The 18,821-nt window shown below is 64.5% G+C and carries 14 protein-coding genes and 1 pseudogene; 12 read left to right on the top strand and 3 right to left on the bottom strand.

What is annotated here, in order from left to right; all coding sequences use genetic code 11:
• Entirely contained in the window at window positions 1–1,848 is a 1,848-nt protein-coding gene (locus LQE90_RS00075) for an extracellular solute-binding protein (RefSeq protein ID WP_216528432.1), read from the top strand.
• A gap of 385 nt (window positions 1,849–2,233) precedes the next feature.
• On the top strand, window positions 2,234–4,390 hold the full coding sequence (locus LQE90_RS00070; RefSeq protein WP_216528431.1) for a Tex family protein: 2,157 nt from the start codon (window positions 2,234–2,236) through the stop codon (window positions 4,388–4,390).
• 129 nt (window positions 4,391–4,519) lie between these two features.
• Here LQE90_RS00070 and LQE90_RS00065 read toward each other — a convergent pair whose 3' ends face one another.
• A complete protein-coding gene (locus LQE90_RS00065; protein WP_216528430.1) occupies window positions 4,520–6,433 on the bottom strand; it encodes an SHIRT domain-containing protein in 1,914 nt (637 codons plus the stop codon).
• Between the two features lie 418 nt (window positions 6,434–6,851).
• Here LQE90_RS00065 and LQE90_RS00060 point away from each other — a divergent pair, with 418 nt between their 5' ends.
• The 4 genes from LQE90_RS00060 (at window position 6,852) to LQE90_RS00045 (ending at window position 10,298) form a co-directional block, all read left to right on the top strand.
• Window positions 6,852–7,634, top strand: coding sequence for a ParA family protein (locus LQE90_RS00060; RefSeq protein ID WP_216528429.1), 783 nt, complete (start codon window positions 6,852–6,854; stop codon window positions 7,632–7,634).
• Complete coding sequence (locus LQE90_RS00055; protein WP_231088139.1) at window positions 7,627–8,589, top strand: ParB/RepB/Spo0J family partition protein; 963 nt, start codon at window positions 7,627–7,629, stop codon at window positions 8,587–8,589. The genes LQE90_RS00060 and LQE90_RS00055 overlap by 8 nt, the downstream gene beginning before the upstream one ends.
• Entirely contained in the window at window positions 8,577–9,767 is a 1,191-nt protein-coding gene (locus tag LQE90_RS00050; protein WP_216528427.1) for a helix-turn-helix domain-containing protein, read from the top strand. The genes LQE90_RS00055 and LQE90_RS00050 overlap by 13 nt, the downstream gene beginning before the upstream one ends.
• 321 nt (window positions 9,768–10,088) lie before the next feature.
• Window positions 10,089–10,298 carry a hypothetical protein gene (locus tag LQE90_RS00045; protein ID WP_176878425.1) on the top strand — a complete coding sequence of 70 codons (210 nt, stop codon included), beginning with the start codon at window positions 10,089–10,091 and terminating at the stop codon, window positions 10,296–10,298.
• A gap of 200 nt (window positions 10,299–10,498) precedes the next feature.
• Here LQE90_RS00045 and LQE90_RS00040 read toward each other — a convergent pair whose 3' ends face one another.
• On the bottom strand, window positions 10,499–12,166 hold the full coding sequence (locus LQE90_RS00040; protein ID WP_231088137.1) for an RNA-binding domain-containing protein: 1,668 nt from the start codon (window positions 12,164–12,166) through the stop codon (window positions 10,499–10,501).
• A gap of 673 nt (window positions 12,167–12,839) precedes the next feature.
• Here LQE90_RS00040 and LQE90_RS00035 point away from each other — a divergent pair.
• The 6 genes from LQE90_RS00035 to LQE90_RS00010 all read left to right on the top strand — a co-directional run bounded on the left by LQE90_RS00035 (window position 12,840) and on the right by LQE90_RS00010 (window position 17,973).
• Window positions 12,840–13,553, top strand: coding sequence for a hypothetical protein (locus LQE90_RS00035; RefSeq protein WP_216528425.1), 714 nt, complete (start codon window positions 12,840–12,842; stop codon window positions 13,551–13,553).
• Between the two features lie 312 nt (window positions 13,554–13,865).
• Window positions 13,866–14,258 (top strand): YraN family protein, encoded by a 393-nt coding sequence (locus LQE90_RS00030; protein WP_216528424.1) that lies wholly within the window; start codon window positions 13,866–13,868, stop codon window positions 14,256–14,258.
• A 147-nt stretch (window positions 14,259–14,405) separates the two neighbouring features.
• Window positions 14,406–15,566 carry a hypothetical protein gene (locus tag LQE90_RS00025; RefSeq protein WP_216528423.1) on the top strand — a complete coding sequence of 387 codons (1,161 nt, stop codon included), beginning with the start codon at window positions 14,406–14,408 and terminating at the stop codon, window positions 15,564–15,566.
• 267 nt (window positions 15,567–15,833) lie between these two features.
• Window positions 15,834–16,244, top strand: coding sequence for a hypothetical protein (locus LQE90_RS00020; protein WP_216528422.1), 411 nt, complete (start codon window positions 15,834–15,836; stop codon window positions 16,242–16,244).
• A gap of 11 nt (window positions 16,245–16,255) precedes the next feature.
• Entirely contained in the window at window positions 16,256–17,452 is a 1,197-nt protein-coding gene (locus LQE90_RS00015) for a relaxase/mobilization nuclease domain-containing protein (protein WP_216528421.1), read from the top strand.
• Window positions 17,449–17,973 (top strand): hypothetical protein, encoded by a 525-nt coding sequence (locus tag LQE90_RS00010; protein WP_231088135.1) that lies wholly within the window; start codon window positions 17,449–17,451, stop codon window positions 17,971–17,973. The genes LQE90_RS00015 and LQE90_RS00010 overlap by 4 nt, the downstream gene beginning before the upstream one ends.
• Here the strand turns inward: LQE90_RS00010 and LQE90_RS00005 are convergent.
• Window positions 17,970–18,692, bottom strand: a pseudogene (locus LQE90_RS00005) (AAA family ATPase); the annotation flags it as partial. The gene LQE90_RS00010 and the pseudogene LQE90_RS00005 overlap by 4 nt on opposite strands.
• Window positions 18,693–18,821 lie beyond the last annotated feature (129 nt).

The following is an 18,821-nucleotide window of genomic DNA, read 5'->3' as shown; positions in this document are numbered from 1 at the left end:
ATGCGCATTCGAAAGGCAGTCGCAACCCTGACGACCGCAGCCCTGCTTCTAGGACTTGCAGCTTGCAGCCAGCCGTCCGCGCCCGAGCAGAGCGTCGGCGCCCAGAACGAGATCGTCTCCTACCAGCCGGTGGAGCCGGGCAAGACGGTCGTCACCATCGGCCGCTACACCGTTTTCAACGACGGCCCGCTCAAGGCGGCTTTGGAAGAGAGATTCCCGGACGTTCAGATTGTCACGGTCAACGCCGCCGGCACGAACACGATCAGGTCCTACGTGGAGGAACAGGGCAAGCACGAGGACTTGCCCGACCTTGTGTTCAGCGCCATGCGCATGGGCAACAGCGAGTACGCGTACGACCTTTCCTCCGAAAGCTTCACCAGCCGCTACAACCTGTCGTCCCTTGAAACGCTGGACGCCGAGGGGGCGCTGCGGCAACTGCCCATCAACAACACCGTCAAAGGCATCTTCTACAACAAGACGCTCTTCGAGAAGCACGGCTGGCAGATCCCCGCAACGCGCGAAGAGCTGTTCGAGCTGTGCGACGCCATATCCGCCGAGGGCATTCGCCCCTTCGTCCCCTGCCTGAAATACTCGGTGCAGGAGGTGGGACTGGGGCTTTCGAATCGCGAAGTGCTCGGCACCGGGCAAAAGCGCGCGCAGTACGAAGCCGTGGTCAAAGGGGAAGCCTCGTGCGAAGGGCTGCTGGAGCCGTACTACGGCGTGCTGAAGGAGCTGTACGATCGCGGCATCGTGGTAGAAAGCGACTTCACGTCCAGCCTTACGAAAAACCGTCAAGCCCTGTACGCAGGCGAGATAGCCATGATCCCCGCCGAGCTGGGCATGTACGGGCTGTACGAAGAAGAAAACCCGGATTGCGAGATCGACTTCATCGGCTATCCCACCGACACGCCGAACGAGCGTTGGGTCCAAATGGTGTCCGGCACCAATTTAGCCATCTCGCAGCGTTCCATGGACGACCCGAGCAAGCGGCAAATCCTGCTGGACATCGTTGACTACCTGAGCACCAACGAGGGTCAGGACGCGCTGTTCCAGTGCTTCACCGGCATCAGCGGCGTCAAGTCGTACCAAGAGAACATCCGCAGCGAGTTCTGGGACGTTAAGAACTGCATCGACAAGGGGCAGGTGTACTTCGCGGATCAATTCGGGCAGACGTCGGACTTCGAGACTGCTTTCGAGTGGATGCGCGGGTCGATGACCATGGACGAGATCATCGCCGCCACCGACGCCTTCGAACCGAACAGGCCGACCGACCCCGTAAAGAGCGCCGTTGTCGGAAACGCCGCGGAAAACTTCACCTCGCTCGAAACCAGCATGCTCATGGCCGACGCCATGCGCGAGGCAACGGGGGCCGACGCAGCCCTGCTCTTGCACGGCACCTACTTCAAGGGCAACTCGGGGAAACTCTACCAGGGACCCATTGATCTGGCGGATCGCTTCAACCTGCGCAGCGTATCCAAAAGCGATGCCCTGACCACCTACGAGATCACGGGCACCAACCTGAAGAAGCTCATGGAGCACCCGCTAACCGACGGCGACGAGATCAACGCCCTGTACGCGTGCTCGGGCCTGCGCATGGAGTACGCCCCCTGGCGCGACAAGGACGGCAACGTGCTGAGCCTGACTATGGCCGACGGCGCCCCGATCGAAGACGACGCCCGCTACACGATTGCAGCCTGGGCAACCACGATAGACGATTCCTACGTTTCCTCTATCGTGCAAGAGCATTCCGACCGGGGAACCTGCGCTGACCTCATGACCGAGTACCTGGCCGAGGCGGGCGCCGTATCCCCCGCCAAAGACGGTCGCATCGTGTTGAACTGGGAATAGGTCGACGTCAGCCGGGCGGCGGTTGCGCGGCGCTCGGCTGACGTCTTTGCGGCAGCGACGCCTCCGGTTGCGCGGCGCACTGCGACGAACGCTTCCGGCTGCGCGTCGCCCGGCTGATGCTTCCGCCGCGGTGCCGCGCGCTGTCAAAACGAGCGAGTTTTGCTGATCCTCAAACCAGGATAAAGACCCATGACAACTTCGTGAACTGGGATGATGCAAAACGCCTTCAAGAAGCGACGTGCTCAAAGGCGAAAAACCGCCGCAAAACTCGATCGTTTTGACAGCGCGCGCCGATCCCTGCATCCGGAAACGCGGACATCCCGGACGGCAACGTTCGCGTATAATGGCAAGCCCGATTTCAAGCCGGAACACAGGAGCGCATTCCATGTCGAACATCCATACCACGCTCGCACGCGAGCTGGGGCTTTCCGCGGCGCAGGTTGCAGCCGTCATCGCCCTCGTCGACGAGGGCAACACCATTCCGTTCATCGCCCGCTACCGCAAGGAAGCCACCGGCGGCATGGACGACGCCCAGCTGCGCGCCTTCGACGAGCGCCTTTCCTACCTGCGCGCCCTCGAGGCTCGCAAGGACGAAGTGCTGCGCGCCATCGACGAGCAGGGCAAGCTCACGCCCGAACTGCGTGCGAAGATCGAAGACGCCGCGATCATGCAGCGCGTGGAGGACCTGTACAAGCCGTACAGGAAAAAGCGCGCCACCCGCGCGTCGAAAGCGCGCGATGCCGGGCTGGAACCGCTCGCCCTGCTCATCTTGGCGCAGGGACGCTCGGACAAGAGCCCGCTCGCCCTTGCCGCCGGGCTCGTGAACGCCGAAGCCGGCTTCCCCACGGCCGAAGCCGCGCTGCAGGGCGCTCGCGATATCGTTGCCGAGACGATAGCCGACGACGCCGAGCATACCGCCGTGCTGCGCAGCTTCACCCAACGCACCGGCGCGTTGGCCGTCGAAGCAACCGACGCACAGGAAAAAACCGTCTACGAGTCGTACTACGATTTCTCGGAGCCGCTCTCGCGCATCCCCAACCACCGCGTGCTCGCCGTGAACCGCGGCGAAAAAGAGGGCAAGCTGCGCGTGAAGGTGCGCGTTCAGGCAGACGCCGCGGTGGAGCAGCTGGAACGTCGCGTGATCACGCGCCCGCAAAGCCCCTTCGCCGACGTGCTGCGCGAAGCCGTTGCCGACGGCTACAAACGCCTGATGGCGCCCGCCCTCGATCGCGAGATGCGCAGCCTTCTTACCGAGCGCGCGCAGACCGACGCCATCCGCGTGTTCGCCAAGAACACCGAGAACCTTCTGCAGCAGCGCCCCGTTCGCGGCGCGCGCGTCCTTGCGCTCGACCCCGGCTACCGCACCGGCTGCAAAGTGGCGGTGCTCGACGAGTACGGCAAGCTGCTCGACTACACGACGGTCTACCCCACGCCGCCGCGCTCGCAGGTGAAGGAGGCGCAGGCCGCACTCGAAAGCCTGGTCAAGAAGCACCGCGTGAACGTGGTGGCCATCGGCAACGGCACCGGCAGCCGCGAGACCGAGGACGCCGTGGCCGACCTTCTAGCGCGACTGGACCAGCCCGTGCAGTACACCATCGTGAACGAAGCCGGGGCCTCGGTATACTCTGCGTCGCAGTTGGCCAGCGAGGAGTACCCCGACCTCGACGTGACCACGCGCGGCGCCATGAGCCTGGGGCGTCGCCTGCAAGACCCCCTAGCCGAGCTGGTGAAGATTCCGCCCCAGGCCATCGGCGTGGGCCAATACCAGCACGACCTGGACCAGGCGGCGCTCGGACGCGCGCTGGGCGACGTGGTGGAGCGCGTCGTAAACCGGGTAGGCGTCGACCTCAATACGGCAAGCGCGAGTCTTTTGGGCTACGTGTCGGGCGTGAACGCCACCGTGGCGAAGAACATCGTGGCCTACCGGGAAGAGCACGGCGCCTTCGCCGATCGCCGCGAACTGAAGAAGGTACCGAAGCTGGGCGCGAAAGCCTTCCAGAACTGCGCGGGATTCCTGCGCATCGCGAACGGCGCGAACCCGCTCGACGCCACGAGCGTCCATCCCGAAAGCTACCCCGTGGCGCGCGAGCTTTTGAAGCGCGCACAGATGAAGCCGGAAGCGCTCGCCCAAGGCGGAGTACCCGATATCGCAAGCCGTCTGGGCAACGTGGCGGGTCTTTCCGAAGAGCTGGGCGTCGGCCTTCCCACGCTTAAAGACATAGTGGCCGAGCTGGAGAAACCGGGCCGCGACCCCCGCGACGACGCGCCACCGGTGGTGTTCGACCGCACCGTGCGGGACTTCGACGACCTGTCCGTCGGCATGGAGCTGACCGGCACCGTGCGCAACGTGGTGGACTTCGGCGCATTCGTCGACATCGGCGTGAAGCAAGACGGACTCGTCCACATTTCCAAGCTGTCCGACCGCTTCGTCAAGCACCCGAGCGAGGTCGTGTCCGTTGGCGACACGGTAACCGTCTGGGTGACCGGCATCGACAAAGATCGCGGCAAGATATCGCTTTCGATGGCGAAGGGAAAGGCGTAGCGTCCTCGCAAGCGCTCGCAGCGCGAAGCAACGGCAGCGACGCCCCTTCGCGGCGCACGCGGCATCGGGGCGGGCACGCACCTGCGCACCCGCCCCGATCGCCCGCTCTTGAAACTACTTAGCAGGCTGTTACTTTCCCGACCGCCTCTTTCCCACGGCAATGGCAGCGGCAAGAATCACCACGCCCGCCAGGAAGGCCGCGCCCGCGAACGCAGCGACGGCCGCCAAGCTCGAGTCGCCCGTAACGGGAAGCGCCTTTGCCTGGGCCTTTACGGGTTCGGGCATCGGCTTGGGCTGCTGCCCCGAGGTCCCGGGCTCAACCGGCGCAACTGGATCGACCGGGTCGACTGGATCGACCGGGTTGACCGGATCCGGCGGGTCGGTCGGGTCCGGCGGGTCGACCGGCACGGGATCGGCTGCGAATTCCCAATACCCCACGAACTCGCCGTCGGCGTCGTCAACCAGATGCGACTCCTTATCCCAGGAGCGGAACGCCCATTTCCCGCCTTCGACCTGGATCTCGGTCTGAAGCAGCTCTTCGGGGAACACGCGGACGCCCGTCTCCAGGCCCTCGAGCGGCACAGGCAGAAGCGCCAGCACGTCCGCAGGCAGCTCCTTGCCTTCCGTCATGCTTTCGAAGCGATACGAAACCTGGTAGGTTCGCGCCACGAAGGCTATTCGCATCGAGGGGCTGTCGATTCGGGGAATGTTCTGCTTGATCGCGCTCACCTTCACCACGCCGTCGATGTAGCCGCCCAGTGTAATCGGCTCGCCCGCAGACTCGACCGCGTACGCCGTCTCCTTCGAAACGAAGAAGGGACGTCCCGGCGCCGTAAGCACCATCGGCTCGAGCACCTGCGAAGCCGAAGCGTTCAGAAGGTTCGCCGGATTTCCGTCGCGGCGAACCGTGACCCGGACGATGAACGTGGACTTGCCCTGGCGATCGAACGAGAACACCGAGGTGGGGCTTCCCTGCACCAGCGAATCGTCTATCCGGGCAAGCACGTTGTAGTTTTCGTCGAGCACATACGAAGGCTTGAACTGGTAGCTGGTAAACGACACGTTCTCCAAAACGTCGGGCATGCCGATGCGCTCGTCAAGCACCACGTGCAGATCGACGTGCGTGTACGACGCGCCCTGCTTCGGGCCGTCCGACCAGGTTCCGCTGTTGGTCATGATGCCGCCGGGATTCCTGAACACCATGTGCGCGAGCACCTTGTTGAAGCCGAATTCCGGGCGCACCGCAACCCCGTATCCCGGCGCCGACGGATCCAGCATCACGGTTGCCGCTTTGTCCGCCTGGTCGACGCCGAACCCGGATTGCTCGATAATCTCGCCCTCCACGGTGTCGGAAGCGCTCATACCGCGGTTCATGTCGATATAGCCCGCGCTGTTCAGCGCATCGAACCCGCCCGCGAAAATGGCGTACAGACGGCGCGGCTCGGACAGGCCCTCGGGAAACGCCGCGGACACCGGCTCCCCTTCGTAGAAAAGACGTCCCTGCGCGTTAGCCACGTAATCCGGCACGTCCGACCAGCCGATGAAGTACTTCTTGAAAACCCAGCTTCCCATATCGTACAAACCGAAGTTGCCCAGCGGCTCGTCGCCGCTCGTAAACACCTTGGACTGCACGCCCTCTCCGGCAACTTCCATGTCGAACTCCACGATGCCGTTGAAATCGGGCTGTTCCGCAGGCGCCGCATCGCGCGCATCTACCGGACGCTCCCCCGCCGTCCCCGATTCGGGCGCCACGGGATTTTCCTCGTCGATCGATATGGAAAGCGGCTCGGCGATCGGCGGCGGCAACTCGGCGCCCGCCGGCGCTTCAGGCGCTGACGCCGGCGCGCCGTCGACGGAAGAGCCTTCCTCGTCGCGGTCCTCCGATAAGCCGGCATCGCTCGAAGCCGCCTCGGGCGCAGCATCCCGAACCTCCGCCCCCGCCAAGCTGCCGTCGGGCGCCGCGAACGCGAAGCTACCCGGCATCGCAACGCCCGCAACCAGCCCGACGGCAACGACAAGGCGAAGCACGCTGTCTCGTAGCATTTCAACTCCCTTCGTCCTGATGACTCAAGTTGAAGCGCAAAGCCCGCATCCTGCCAGCCCGAAAACCCTCCGTCACGACGCGCAGACTAGAAGCTTCCCAATGTTTTGGCTGGCACGTTCCGCTAACTTCTCTTGCAAATCCATTTTCTAAATAATCCCACGTCAGAGGGATTTTCTCTATTCATGCACCCTCAGTGGGATGGGTTTGCGAAACGGGAGAAACACTGGAAATTCCAGTCCAGTTCCCGCGCTTTCCAACCGCGTATTCCGCATGGGGACGACCGTTCCCGAAAGAGATACGCGAACGCGCGGACGGTCGGCCGAAGGCCGCAGGGCGACAAGGCCCCGCTCCCGACTGCGATTCCGAAACCTCCTGACCTCCCGAGACGCGGCAGCGCCGCAGATGGGAGGAAGCAAGATGACATGCAGGACGATTGCCGTCGCCAACCAGAAGGGAGGGACGGCCAAGACCGCCACGGCGCTGAGCCTGGGGGTCGCGCTCGCCAGGACGGGGAGCCGGGTGCTTCTCGTCGACGCCGATCCCCAGGGAGACCTGACGAAGTCCCTCGGATGGAGGGACCCGGACTCGCTTGAGACGACCCTCGCCACCCACCTTTCCTCCGCGATAGCGGGCTCGGACGACGACCCCACGGCGGGGATGCTCCGCCACCGCGAGGGCGTCGACCTCATGCCCTCCAACATCGAGCTCGCCGCCATGGAGATGGCGGTGTTCATGGCGATGTCCCGCGAGCGGATGATGGGCGCCTGGCTCGCGCCCATCAAGGCGGACTACGACTACGTCATCGTCGACTGCGCGCCCACCCTGGGAATAATCCCCATCAACGCACTGGCCGCCGCGGACAGCGTCCTCATCCCGGTCTCCGCCGAGTACCTCCCGGCATCCGGCATGACCGGCCTCCTGAAGACCGTGGCGCGGGTCAGGAGGCAGATAAACCCCGGCCTCTCCGTGGAGGGCATCCTCGTCACGCTCTACGACTCCCGCAACAACCTCGCCAGGGACGTGGAACGCACCGTCAGAGGCCAGTACGGGAAGGCGTACCGCGTCTTCGAGACCGTGGTGCCCCGCGCCGTTTCCGCCGCGGAGGCGGCCGCTGCGGGTGAAAGCGTATTCGCATACGACCCCGATGGCAAGGTCGCCGCGTCGTTCTCCCGCCTCGCGGAGGAGGTGCGCCGTGGCTAGGAGGAGGGCGGCGGTGCCGCTGCCGAGCATCGACGACCTGTTCACGTCCCAGGAGGAGCGCGACTCCGCGGCGGCCGGATCCGTGGAGCCGATCCCCCTCGGCCTCATCGACCCGTTCCCGAACCATCCGTTCCGAGTCGCCGACGACGAGGAGATGGAGGCGCTCGCCGAGAGCGTCGCGGAGAACGGCGTGCTCGTCCCCCTGACCGTGGTTCCCGGGGAGGGCGGCAGGTACACGCTCGTGAGCGGGCACCGCCGCAAGCGAGCCGCCGAGCTCGCCGGCCTCGCGGAGGCTCCGTGCATCGTGAGGGAGATGACGGAGGACGAGGCCGTCATCGCCATGGTCGACTCCAACCTGCAGCGCGAGAGCATCCTTCCGAGCGAGCGCGCCTTCGCGTACTCCATGAGGCTCGATGCGATGCGGCGCCAGGGAGAGCGCACCGACCTGACTTGTGCGCAAAATGCGCACAAGTTGAAGGGCAGGAAGTCCAGGGACGTACTCGCCGAGGAGCTCGGCGTGAGCAAGGACAAGGTGAGGCGCTATATCAGGCTCACCCACCTCGTCCCGGGGATACTCGACCTCGTGGACGAAGGGCGCATGCGGATGCTCCCCGCCGTCGAGGTCAGCTACCTCTCGCGGCGCGAGCAGGAGACGCTCCTCGACGCGATGCGGGAGAACGCCTGCACCCCGTCCCACTCGCAGGCCCTGAAGATGAAGCGCTTTTCGCAGGAGGGCGAGCTCGGCGAGGCCCTCATCCGCTCGATCATGGAGGAGGAGAAGCCGAACCAGGTCGAGTCGTTCAGGATCCCGAAGAGGAGCATCGCGCGGTTCTTCAGGCCGTCGGCGAGCCGCGAGGAGGTCGAGGCCCGCGTCGTGCGCGCCCTCGAGCTGCTCGAGCAGGCCGAGCGCAAGCGCGCCGCCTGGGGGAAGGGAGGGAACCCGTGGGCAATGTGATCCACAGGGGCAAGGGCTCCTTCACCCACGTCGAGAACACGGTGTTCTTCGACCGCGAGCTGTCGCTCAAGGCGAAGGGCATCTACTGCCAGATCCGCTCGCTCGAGGGCAATCCCGAATGGGTCTTCACCATCCGGGGGTTCGCCTCGCTCGTGAAGGACGGCGTCGACTCGGTGTCGGCCGGCATCAGGGAGCTCGAGTCGGCGGGCTACATTATCCGCGCCCGCAAGCGCGGGGAGGCGGGCAGGTTCCTCAAGGCCGAGGAGGCCACCTGGATCACGCTCGACGACCCCGCGATGCACGACGCCGTGGCCGAGGAGCTGCGCGCGGAGGGTTTCGCGATCCTCTCCGAGTTCGTCCGCAAGGACCGCGCCCTGAAGGCGCGCGATGCCGCGGAGGAAGGCTGCGGCGCCGAGAAAGCCCAGGTTGTCCCCAGAACGGGAAAATCCGTATCTGGTCCGGCCACATCCGGGAAAGCCACATCCGGAAAACCCAGATCTGGAGAACCCGGCGCTATTAATTACTCATGGGATAAAGCCCCTGAATCCAATCAACAGCCCCTCTCCTCCTCCCCGCGGGAAGCCGGGGGCGAGGGAGGCGGCGGCTTCGAGCCCTACAGGAGAGGCGAGTTCCCCGAGGAGTTCGAGAGGCTCTGCGCGATGTCGATCAAGCCCGTCGCCTCCCTCAGGTTCAAGAGGTCCTGCCTCGCAGTTTGGGAGAAGAGGGTCGCTGAGGGCTACCTGCCAGGCCAGATCGCGGACGCCTACGCCGCATACGCCGAGAGCTACCGCGCCCGCAACGGCGAGGACGGCCGGCTCGCGAAGAACCTGGCGAGGTGGCTCGAGGGCGACGACGGCCTGCCCGTGTGGTCGGACGAACCCATACCTCCGGACGCCCTGGGCTGCGACGGGGAGCCCCTCGACATGGAGGGCCTCGCGAAGGCGGACCCGGGGTTCGCGAAGCTCTGGCGCAGGGTCGCCGCGCGGCGCAGCGTGATCCTGTCGCTGCTCTACGACCGCAAGCCCGGGGCGTCGAGGGAGGAGTTCGAGGCGGAATGCGAGGCAGACGAGGCGCTCGCAAGGCACATGGAGGCGTGCGAGGAGCGCTACGGGCGCTACCTCGCCCTGTGCGACTCGATGGAGGGCGGCGGAGCCGCGGGAAGGAGGGCCGCGTCGTGAGGATCGCCGTGCGCTTCGCCCGATGGCTCTTCAGGACCGTATTCAGGTTCATGTAAAAGCCCCGCCGGCCGCCTCCCGACCGTGGGCCGGAACAGCGCCCGCCTCGCGGATTTTCCGTAGGGACGGGAGGGCTGCGCTTATAATGAGACGGTCACGCTAACTGAATATTCGTACGCCAAATACCGGACAGAGGGGCATCTGCCGTTTTGGGTATTTGGCGTACATTTCCCGACAGCGTGACAACTGAGGTGGATGCCTCTCTCTCTTCATGCCCCTGAGGCCTCCTTCCCTCGGTGACGAGCGCCTAGGAAAGGACGCCCTATGAAAGGCACCCCGTTGAACACCCTACCCAAAGAATCCGTCGACGCAATCGTGCGCTCGACCGAGCGTATCGAAGGCGCGGCGTCGATCCTCGCGATGCTCGAGGAGAAGGCGGACGGAGGGCGCGTGACCCCGTCGGAGATAGCCGCCGTGAGATGCGTGCTCGAGAGCTGCGCGGCGGAACTGGATGGCGCCTGGGCAGAGGCGTGAAAACGAGAATCTTTCCCTGCGGCCTAAACGCCGCTTTTCCGGTCTCTGCAGGATTTCCGCGCGGCGGCCTCACGGATGCTCGACGGAACCGTTCCGGATAATTTGACGAATGCGAAACCACGCCTCAACTGCGGTTATCTGTTTCTTTGGGGATAAATAGCCGGATAAATCTGGATTAATCCGGATAAATCGGACGGCAGTTATCCAAGGCTCCATCCCCGCTTGTCGCCCTTGGGCTCGTAGCGGATCTCCTGCTCACGACTCAGCTGGGCGAGGAGGTTCTTGACCTTGTTCCGCTTCTGATCCTCGGTAAGCTCGGTCGAGAGCGCTGGGAAGACGACGACGTCGATCTGCGCCCGGCTCGCCAGGCCCTGCTTCCTCAGATAGTCGGTGATGAGAGCGCGGCAGTATTCGTCAGACTGCCCTCGCGCTTGGATGTAATCCGCCTGGGTTCCCGTCGCCTTCGCCACGGATGCCGCCACACGCAGATGGGGTCTCCGGCCCTCGATCAGCTTCTTGTTGCGAAGTCGCCGAAGCGCCGCGTCCGAAATCGGGCGGCCCTTTTGCACGCGGTCAAGCGCCAGAACGTCCCCGAACGGCAAGGAGCTGCTCTGCATGAGGAGCTTAGTGTATCCCTCGTCGACGACACGCCCGAAAATAGTAAGCTTCACTTCCTCCGGATTGGTGAGATCGTAGTCAGGGAGCGGGAGGTAGCGGTTCGCCTGGGAGCGGTTCATTCGCTCGATTCCGTATCCGAGATGGTCGATCATGTTCAGCTGGGTCATGGCCTGCACCAGCGCGGGATTCCTGTAATGGCGCGGCATATGGCCCGCGAGGGCGTAGTCGTCGGGATTTCCTTCAAAGAACGTTCCGACGCTGGTGAACTCGAGCTTGTCGGGGTATTCGACGACGCTGATTCTCGAATACTTGGAGTAGTCCTGGTGGGCGATGCAGTTGTGGATGGCCTCCAAGACGCTTCCCTGGTCGTACTTCTCCACCTCGCGTTGGATGAGCTCGTCGGGGGGAAGAAGGCGTATCTTGATGTTCCGGATGCGCGAGTACAGCTGGGTGGTGGCGAGAATGAAGGGAATCGTGAAATGCTCGTATGCCGTCTCCTGTCCGACCAGCTTCCAGGTCAGCTCCGCCATAAGAGGATTGAGCAGGTATGCGGACTCCGGCTTTCCCAGGAGCAGTATGCACGCGCGCGTTATCCCTCTTTTCGTCATAAGGCCGACATGCTTGAGGAACTGCTCGTCGCTCCAGCCTTCGATCGCCTCGGTCGGGATGCGCGAGGAGTTTTTCTCAGCGAACGCCCTGCGAGCGACCGCCATCGCCTCTTGGGAGAGGTCAGAAATCTCTGCGTCCTCAACGATTTGCGCCGTCCAGTCAAGCAGATGCCCCTGGCTGCGAATCGCATCGAGCTTGCCGATGGAGAGGTTGGTGAGGTTCTCGCCGGCGCGGGCGTACCAGTACCCCTTCCAGGCAATCGGCATGCCCTTCGGGGCGGCGGGGATCTCGAGCATCACGACGCGCCCGTTCGCATGGTCCACCACTCGGACGCTTCGAAACGTCATGCTGGGGTCGGTATCGTCGTTGATTTGCTTTTTTAGTCCGTCGAGGCGATTCGAATCCGTCCGGTAGCCCGTGCCGACGACCTCCCTCGTCTTGTTCCTCACCCCGAGCACAAGCCACGCCGACGGCTCGTCGGAGAGGTTCGCCTCGTTGCTCAATGCCGAGACGTAGCGGCCTATCTTGTCGGTGTCGAAATCGCTGCTCGCCTCCTTGAACTCGATGGTCTCGTCTTCCCAGTTCCGAATGAGGGACTCCAGCAGCGCAAGGTTGCTCTCGTTGGACGTCGGTTTCGCCATGCTTCTCTCCAAGGGCTCGGTAGCCAGCCACCCCTAACACGGCGGTCTTCATCAGAAGCGTCTTCGGCAAGGTGCCTGGCAGACTGGTTTCGAATGCGTTTATCGATCGTATTTTACCAACATCGATCGGCTTTCCCTCCGCTGCCCGCAAAAGAGGACGGAGGAAGCTCGAGGAGTCCGGCGGCTCCGTCCCGAGAAGGATGGCCGTCGTTCCGTCGCCCTCCTCTCTCAGCCAAACGAGAAAGCCCATGCCAGCCGGGGTCGATGGGCAAGCCGGACCAGAGCCGTACCATCCCCGGCTCGAGACGCTGAAAGTCCGCCGACACGTTGAGTCCCTGCGGAGCTGAGACGGCTTACGTCCGCGTAAACGAACTCAGCACGCCAAGGCGGAACGGCGGCAGCAGCGCGACGCTCGCCGAGCCTCTCCTCTCGTCGGGACATCGCGCCTTCGCCACCGACCCCTCCTTCAGCCCCGCCCCGCACAGCCCCGTCGGGCGCCATGCGGCCGCAAAGCTCTCCGCTGGCGCAAGGGTCGCGGAAAACCTTCCTCCTGCGTCGGAAGCTCGGGCCTCCGGTTTCCCCTTCCTCCCTTGCGCCCGGAAGCGCCTTGCGGGCTGAGGCCGCCAACGGGGCTCGGCACAGGGCGGAGCCAGGAAAGCGAAGGAGGTCCCGGATGGGAAACAGGGCGATCATCACCACGCAAGAAAGGAAGATCGGGCTCTACCTGCACTGGAACGGCGGCCGCGACACCGTCGAGCCTCTGCTTCGGTACTGCGAGCTCCAAGGCTACCGCCCGCCCAGCTCCGACAACTACGGGTGGGCCCGCATCTGCCAGGTCGTCGGCAACTTCTTCGGCGGCACGCTGTCGGTCGGCATCGGCCCCTACACCGAAGACGCGGGCATGGACCCCGGGGACAACGGCATCTACGTCATCGAGGGCTGGAGGATTGCCGAGCGCCTCACGACGGAGTACGGGGAGGACTGGAAGCCCGCCGGCGTCCGCGGCGTGGAGCCGTGCGAGGAGCAGCGCTCCTACGACTTCGATGAGATGCTCCACGCCTTCGACGAGTCCATGCCGGAGGACCTGCGCCTCGGCGAGCTCCTCGACTCCGTCGAGGTGCCGGTGGGCGAGCTCGAGGTCGGCGACGAGGTGTGGCTTCGCGAGCACGAGAGCGGCTGGAAGGCCTACCCCGTGGTCGGCTTCGGGCAGCCCGCCGGCAACGCGATAGCCGTCCGGATGGAGACGCCCGACGGGCAGGTCGGCGTCACGTACCCCGACCTGCCCTACGTCGCGCGCTACGACCACGGCGGCGACTTCTCCTGGAACTCCAACAACTACGTGCACGGGGAGACCGCCCGCATCAGGCCCCGTCGCGAAACGGCCTAGCGAAGCCCGGCCCGTCTGCTCCTGCCGGCGGGCCCCGGACGCATCGGCTCTCTTGCCCGCCTCGAGCATTCGCTTCCGCCCTCCTCCCCGCCGCAGCTCCTCCCCGCCTCGACCCTCCATCCTCGCCGCCGGCCCCTGCGGGCGCAAGGGCCGCGAAAACTTTTCGCGCCAAGGTGCGATCGGACTACGCGCGAAAACTCGAGGCCCCTCCGGGGTTTCGCTCGTCTCCCTTGCGCCCGCAGGGGCAGTCGGCGGGAAACGGGTCACGAGGCGGGGCGAAAGGGGCTCCGCCGAACGACGAAGGAGGTCGAAATGAAGGATCTGAAGGAACGCGCAATCAAGGCAACGAAGCTCTTCCTCGAGCGCCGCGGCTACGAGGTCGTCGAAACGGGCTGGGAATGCCCGGCGGGCGCGATCGACGTGGTGGCGATGGAGGACGATATCCTCGTGTTCGTTGAAGTGTCGGCGAGAACCGCCGACGAGGGCGGCTTCCCGGAGGGCAGCGGCCTCGAGGGGCGCGAGCGCCGCGAGACGGCCGCCATCGCGTACCTGGCGGAGCATGAGGACGTCGACCGCCCCGTCCGCTTCGATGACGTGAGTCTGGTGGTCTTCGGCGAGGGCAAGGCCTTCCTCCGCCACCACATCAACGCTCTCTCCGACGCGGTTCCCGTTGCCGGCAGCTCGCTTCCCTCGGAGGTCGCCTGAGACCTCCTGGCCCCTCCGAGGGGCGCCCCCGGCCTTCGGGCCGGGGGCTCCGACACCGCGGGGGTGAGTGGTCAGACCCTCCGGTCGGGATGCCGCGAATCTCGACCGCGCGCATTTTCCGCGTTGCTTCCCGGAAGGAATGGTAACTTGCGTAGAGAGGCGAAACGGAAGGGGAAGCAGGTGGCGGAGCTTCGCGAAAACGCCGCGGGATTCTCGGAGGCGATGGCGGTCCTTGCCGGCATCAAGATTTGCAGGGAGCCCTGGCGCATCTACTACGACGAAACGGAGAACTGCCGGTCCATCGCGTACAGGAACGGCGCGATAGCGGATGCGCGGACAGTGGAGAGGCCATTCATCCTCGGCGGAATCGCCATCCTCGGCGAGGGGGTCGAAGACGAGCTGTCGGCACGCATCGAATCCTTCGCTCCCCGAAGCGGCGAGATGAAGGCGAGGACGGTGCTCGGCGGCAGCGACGATTTCGCAAGGGTCCTTCGCGGGAGGGGAACCACGCGCTTCCTCGAATCGCTCGATCGGCCCGGGATCGCCGTCCACTACCACTCGCAAGACAACCTCTATTATGCAATCGTGGACATCGTTGACTCCATGATCGCCGTTTCGGGGCACGAGCATATGTCTGTGGTTCATAGGAAGCTGAAGAACGCCCTCTACCTATGCGCCAGAATCGACCCCGTCGGCTTTCTAGAGAATCTCGCCGCGTTCGGCTTCCCCAACGTGCCTCCAGGAGAGGTCCGCCCTTTCTGCGAATTCATAGAGAATTCCCTTCTCGATTTCCTGGAAACCCGTTCGGAGCCCCTCTCCTTCGAAGATAGCTTTTCCATAGAAGCACTCCGCCAGATGGCAAGAACGTCGTCGAGAAGCGAATCCCTCGCGCTCCTGAGGGACAACCCGCCCGATACGCTGGTAGAAGGGTTCTCCAATCACTATCAGCAGGTCTGCCTCTTCTTCCCCGAGGCATTCCATTGCTTCGATGCGGAAACGCATGTCTCCATGGATATTGTCGACGGGGACAACTACGACTTCGTGGATTCAGAGTCGAACTTGTTCGTGCAGCTTTCGGACGTTTGGGTGGGACTCCTGTCGCGCTGCTTCAGGTTCCTCGGCAAGTGGGCCGACGATCGAAACCCGGACGTCTTCGCCCACAACCCGATCGCGCTGGAGAATCTTAAAACCATCCGAAGGCTAATCGACAGGGCTGCCGACCTGCACCCCGCGCTCGTATCATCGCTGGAGGCCGATTGCGTTCTCGGGAAAAGATTCGAGGCTTTCGACGCGTTGTGCGGGTCGTGAGATCCGTACGCTTCCGAAGCAAAGCAAGAGGCCTATTCCGTGTACACAGTCCCCAGAATAGCTCTTGGCCGCCCCGCCCGGCGCCGGTCCCGAAGCCCTCGGAGGAGGGCCGGGACGCGTCCCCTCCTTCGGAACGGAACGTCCCGGACCGGGGCGGCGGGAGCGCAGCCCGCCTGCGGCTCGGCTACGCTCCATGCGGGGGATACCCCGCGCCCCTCGGGCGTCGGCCCGCCCCCGGTCCCGAGGTTCGAGGAGGCGAGCCGGAAGATGGAAAGGCACCCGAATCAGCTTCACGTGCGCATGTCCGACCGAGAGATGGAGTCCGCTAAAGGTCTCGCCCGCGAGCTCGACATGACGGTCTCCGACCTCGTCCGAGTCCTCCTGCAGCTGCCTGCGGAGGAGGCGCGAGGCGGGGCGGGGCTCGTCGTGATCGACCGCACGACGGCGGCGCGGCTCTCCCGCGAGATGACGCGCTGGGGGCACCACTACAACCAGGCGGTCCACGCGCTCAACGCCATCGCGTACTATCTGAGGGCGAACGACATGGAGACCTCGGAGGTGGTCGAGGAGCTCTCCCGGGCGGAGCGCAAGCTCGCCGAAATGCAGCCCGGGGTCGAGTCGCTGAGGCGGGCGGTGGCGGAGCTCTCCGGAAGCGTCATCGCCGGGCTGTGGAGGTGAGGGGCGTGCCCATGCTCAAGGCGATATCGGGGCACACCTCGACCAGGGGGATCAGGCGGTACCTGACGAAGGAGGGCCGCGCGCTCGCCGAGGATTACATCAACCTCGAACCTTCTGCGCCGGGGAGGCCGTTCGACTGGGCCGAGGCGATGGACAGGACCCGGCGCCTGTACGGCAACGACTCCGCTTGGCGAGGGCGGCGCGCCCGCACCTACAAGCACTACGTCGTCTCCCCGGATCCCAAGGACCGCGTCTCGCTCGACGGACTGCGCGCCCTCGCGACCGGATGGGCAAGGGAGTGCTTCCCGGACCACGAGGTCGCCATCGTCTACCACGACGACAACGCAGGAGGTATCCCGCACGCCCACGTCGTCGTCAACAACACGAACCTCGAGACGGGCCGCAGGCTCCAGGACCCGGACCCGAAGGCGCTCGCGAGGTCCTTGCAGAGGGCAGCCGAGAGCCTCGGCATGTCGCCGCTGGAGGCGGTTCCGTGTCCGGGCGTCGCCGCCCGGGCGGAGCGCCGGCATCCGAGGCCCGCCGCCAGAACGCGCCGCGAGGAATATGTCGGACGCGCCGAAAAGGAGCTCTCCGACCGCGGGGAGTACTCGTGGGTCGCCGACATACGGGCCAGGGTGAAGGTGGCGCGCTCAGTGGCGAGGAGCGAGACGGAGTTCAGGAGCCTCCTCGGATCGTTGCGCGTCACGGTGTCGGAGAACTCCCCCCACGCGCCGAGGCGAGACTGGGTGTACGCGTTCGCCGACCGGCCGTCACGCAGGGTGGGCGGAGAGAGGCTGGGGCTGTCCTACAGCCGGGAGAGGCTGGAGCCCGTCCTACGAGCGGGAGGAATCCGCAGAATAGCGGACGCCGGGGAGAGGGCGATAGCCGCAGCCGCCCGAAGCGCCGTAGAGCTGGGGGACCTCGAGGAGCTCAGGACCCTATCCGAGGCCGTGGCGCTCGTCGAGTCGTCGAGGGCGATGTGCGCCGCCGACCTCGACCGCCTGGCGGAGGACGGCCGAAACGCCGAGCTCGCGGCTTACGCGCGCCGCATCGGGATTCTCCCCGAGAAGCGCCCCGAGCCCCGGCTCGGCGCCAGACCTTCGAAGCCCGGGCGCAGAAGGGCGGCGGCGGACCGTGAATCTGGCGGGGACGATTCCGCGGCAGCGGCGCGAAGCGCGGAAAGGCAGGAGAGGGGCGAGCAGAGATGATCTTGAAGGCGTACTACTCAGGAGGCCGCATCGATGTCTTCGACACCGACCACCATGTCGATGCGATACCGCAGAGAGGAAACCTCCTCACCAACTACACGCTCGACCTCTCGGACGTCGCAGGAGACGGCCTCTGGCTGCGTTCCTACTATCACGAGGCGGCGGATTCCTATCGGGAGGAGCCGGGGCCGACGGGCCTTCCCGTGGCCCGAAGGCGCGATGGGTGGAGCTTTCTCGTCGCTGACGCCGACGACTTGGATCGTCTCAACCGTCTGACAGTTGATGGGGAGACGGTCCTCGCGCGGGTCGCCGGCGAACTCGTAGATGTCGTCGCCCTTGCATGGGCATACGACGCCTCGGAAGAATACCCCTCCCTAGTGCTCTCCGCCCTCCGGTCCCCCGATCTCGTCTCGCCTGAAGGAGGAGACAACATGTTGGAAGCGATAGGGGTCCCCTCGTCCGTCCTCCCCAAAATAGCTGTTTGCGACACGCGGCGCTCAGCTCCCGAACCGAGGTTTTAGGCGGTTGAGCTCTCCGCCTCGCCTTCGGGGACGAACCTCTTCCTCCACTCGACAATGTGAGCTTCAATATCTCTTTTGGGGACTTTGTGATGGGCGAGCTGCTTGGCGACATGGTCTCCATCTAGGTAATCGAGAATGACAAACACGCATTGGGCGATTGCCATTTTCTCCTGGTAGCTATACCGGTCGAATGCAATTGGCGGATTGAGGGCGTCGAGGCATTCTTTCAGATGGCTCTCGTCATTCAGGGCTAGTCGGTACATTACGCTTGAAAGAAGCCTGCTCGCAGGACCAAACCTAATCGCGAGATCCTTATCGCGCGAAAGCATATCTATTCCGATGCCGTAGTTGAACGAACTGTAGCCCTCCAGAATTCTCCTGAGGATGTTCCCGATAACGTAGGACTCGCTCTCGTCCTCCTGGTCGGAAATGGCGAAGTCGTAGGCGCGCTTGAGGAGGACCGAGTAGCGGCTTTTCTGTATCTGAAGATCTTGCGTCGTCTCTCCGCGGAGCTCAAGGTAATCCGTGGCGAAGTGGTTAGGCGTGTCTTTGAGCGATTTCCCCAAATCGTCGAAAGTGTGCTTCAGCTCTGTCGCGATGCCGATGTCGTGAGTCATCACCGTGATCCGGCTGTCCGGGTTTGACTCAAGGATATGTGCCGCCCTGTCTCTTATTAGGGAGCAAATACCGACTCGGTTCTCCATGTCGAAACTTGAAACAGGGTCATCTACGTTGTGTTAGACCACTTTGGATAAGTGTCCTGCACGCAGTACACGCGACGGGGCCCCGGTTGCGACAATTCCATCATCAGGAGAGATGGAGGTTGCAATGGAAGACGTGCTCACCCA

The organism is Paraeggerthella hominis (genome assembly GCF_021044775.1).
GTDB lineage: Bacteria > Actinomycetota > Coriobacteriia > Coriobacteriales > Eggerthellaceae > Paraeggerthella > Paraeggerthella hominis.
This window is presented reverse-complemented; position numbering and strand designations above follow the sequence as displayed.

Coding starts and splice junctions, on each gene's coding strand:
- LQE90_RS00075 (WP_216528432.1), top strand. CDS start 1: ATGCGCATTCGAAAGGCAGTCGCAACCCTGACGACCGCAGCCCTGCTT.
- LQE90_RS00070 (WP_216528431.1), top strand. CDS start 2,234: ATGTCGAACATCCATACCACGCTCGCACGCGAGCTGGGGCTTTCCGCG.
- LQE90_RS00065 (WP_216528430.1), bottom strand. CDS start 6,433: ATGCTACGAGACAGCGTGCTTCGCCTTGTCGTTGCCGTCGGGCTGGTT.
- LQE90_RS00060 (WP_216528429.1), top strand. CDS start 6,852: ATGACATGCAGGACGATTGCCGTCGCCAACCAGAAGGGAGGGACGGCC.
- LQE90_RS00045 (WP_176878425.1), top strand. CDS start 10,089: ATGAAAGGCACCCCGTTGAACACCCTACCCAAAGAATCCGTCGACGCA.
- LQE90_RS00040 (WP_231088137.1), bottom strand. CDS start 12,166: ATGGCGAAACCGACGTCCAACGAGAGCAACCTTGCGCTGCTGGAGTCC.
- LQE90_RS00035 (WP_216528425.1), top strand. CDS start 12,840: ATGGGAAACAGGGCGATCATCACCACGCAAGAAAGGAAGATCGGGCTC.
- LQE90_RS00030 (WP_216528424.1), top strand. CDS start 13,866: ATGAAGGATCTGAAGGAACGCGCAATCAAGGCAACGAAGCTCTTCCTC.
- LQE90_RS00020 (WP_216528422.1), top strand. CDS start 15,834: ATGGAAAGGCACCCGAATCAGCTTCACGTGCGCATGTCCGACCGAGAG.
- LQE90_RS00015 (WP_216528421.1), top strand. CDS start 16,256: ATGCTCAAGGCGATATCGGGGCACACCTCGACCAGGGGGATCAGGCGG.
- LQE90_RS00010 (WP_231088135.1), top strand. CDS start 17,449: ATGATCTTGAAGGCGTACTACTCAGGAGGCCGCATCGATGTCTTCGAC.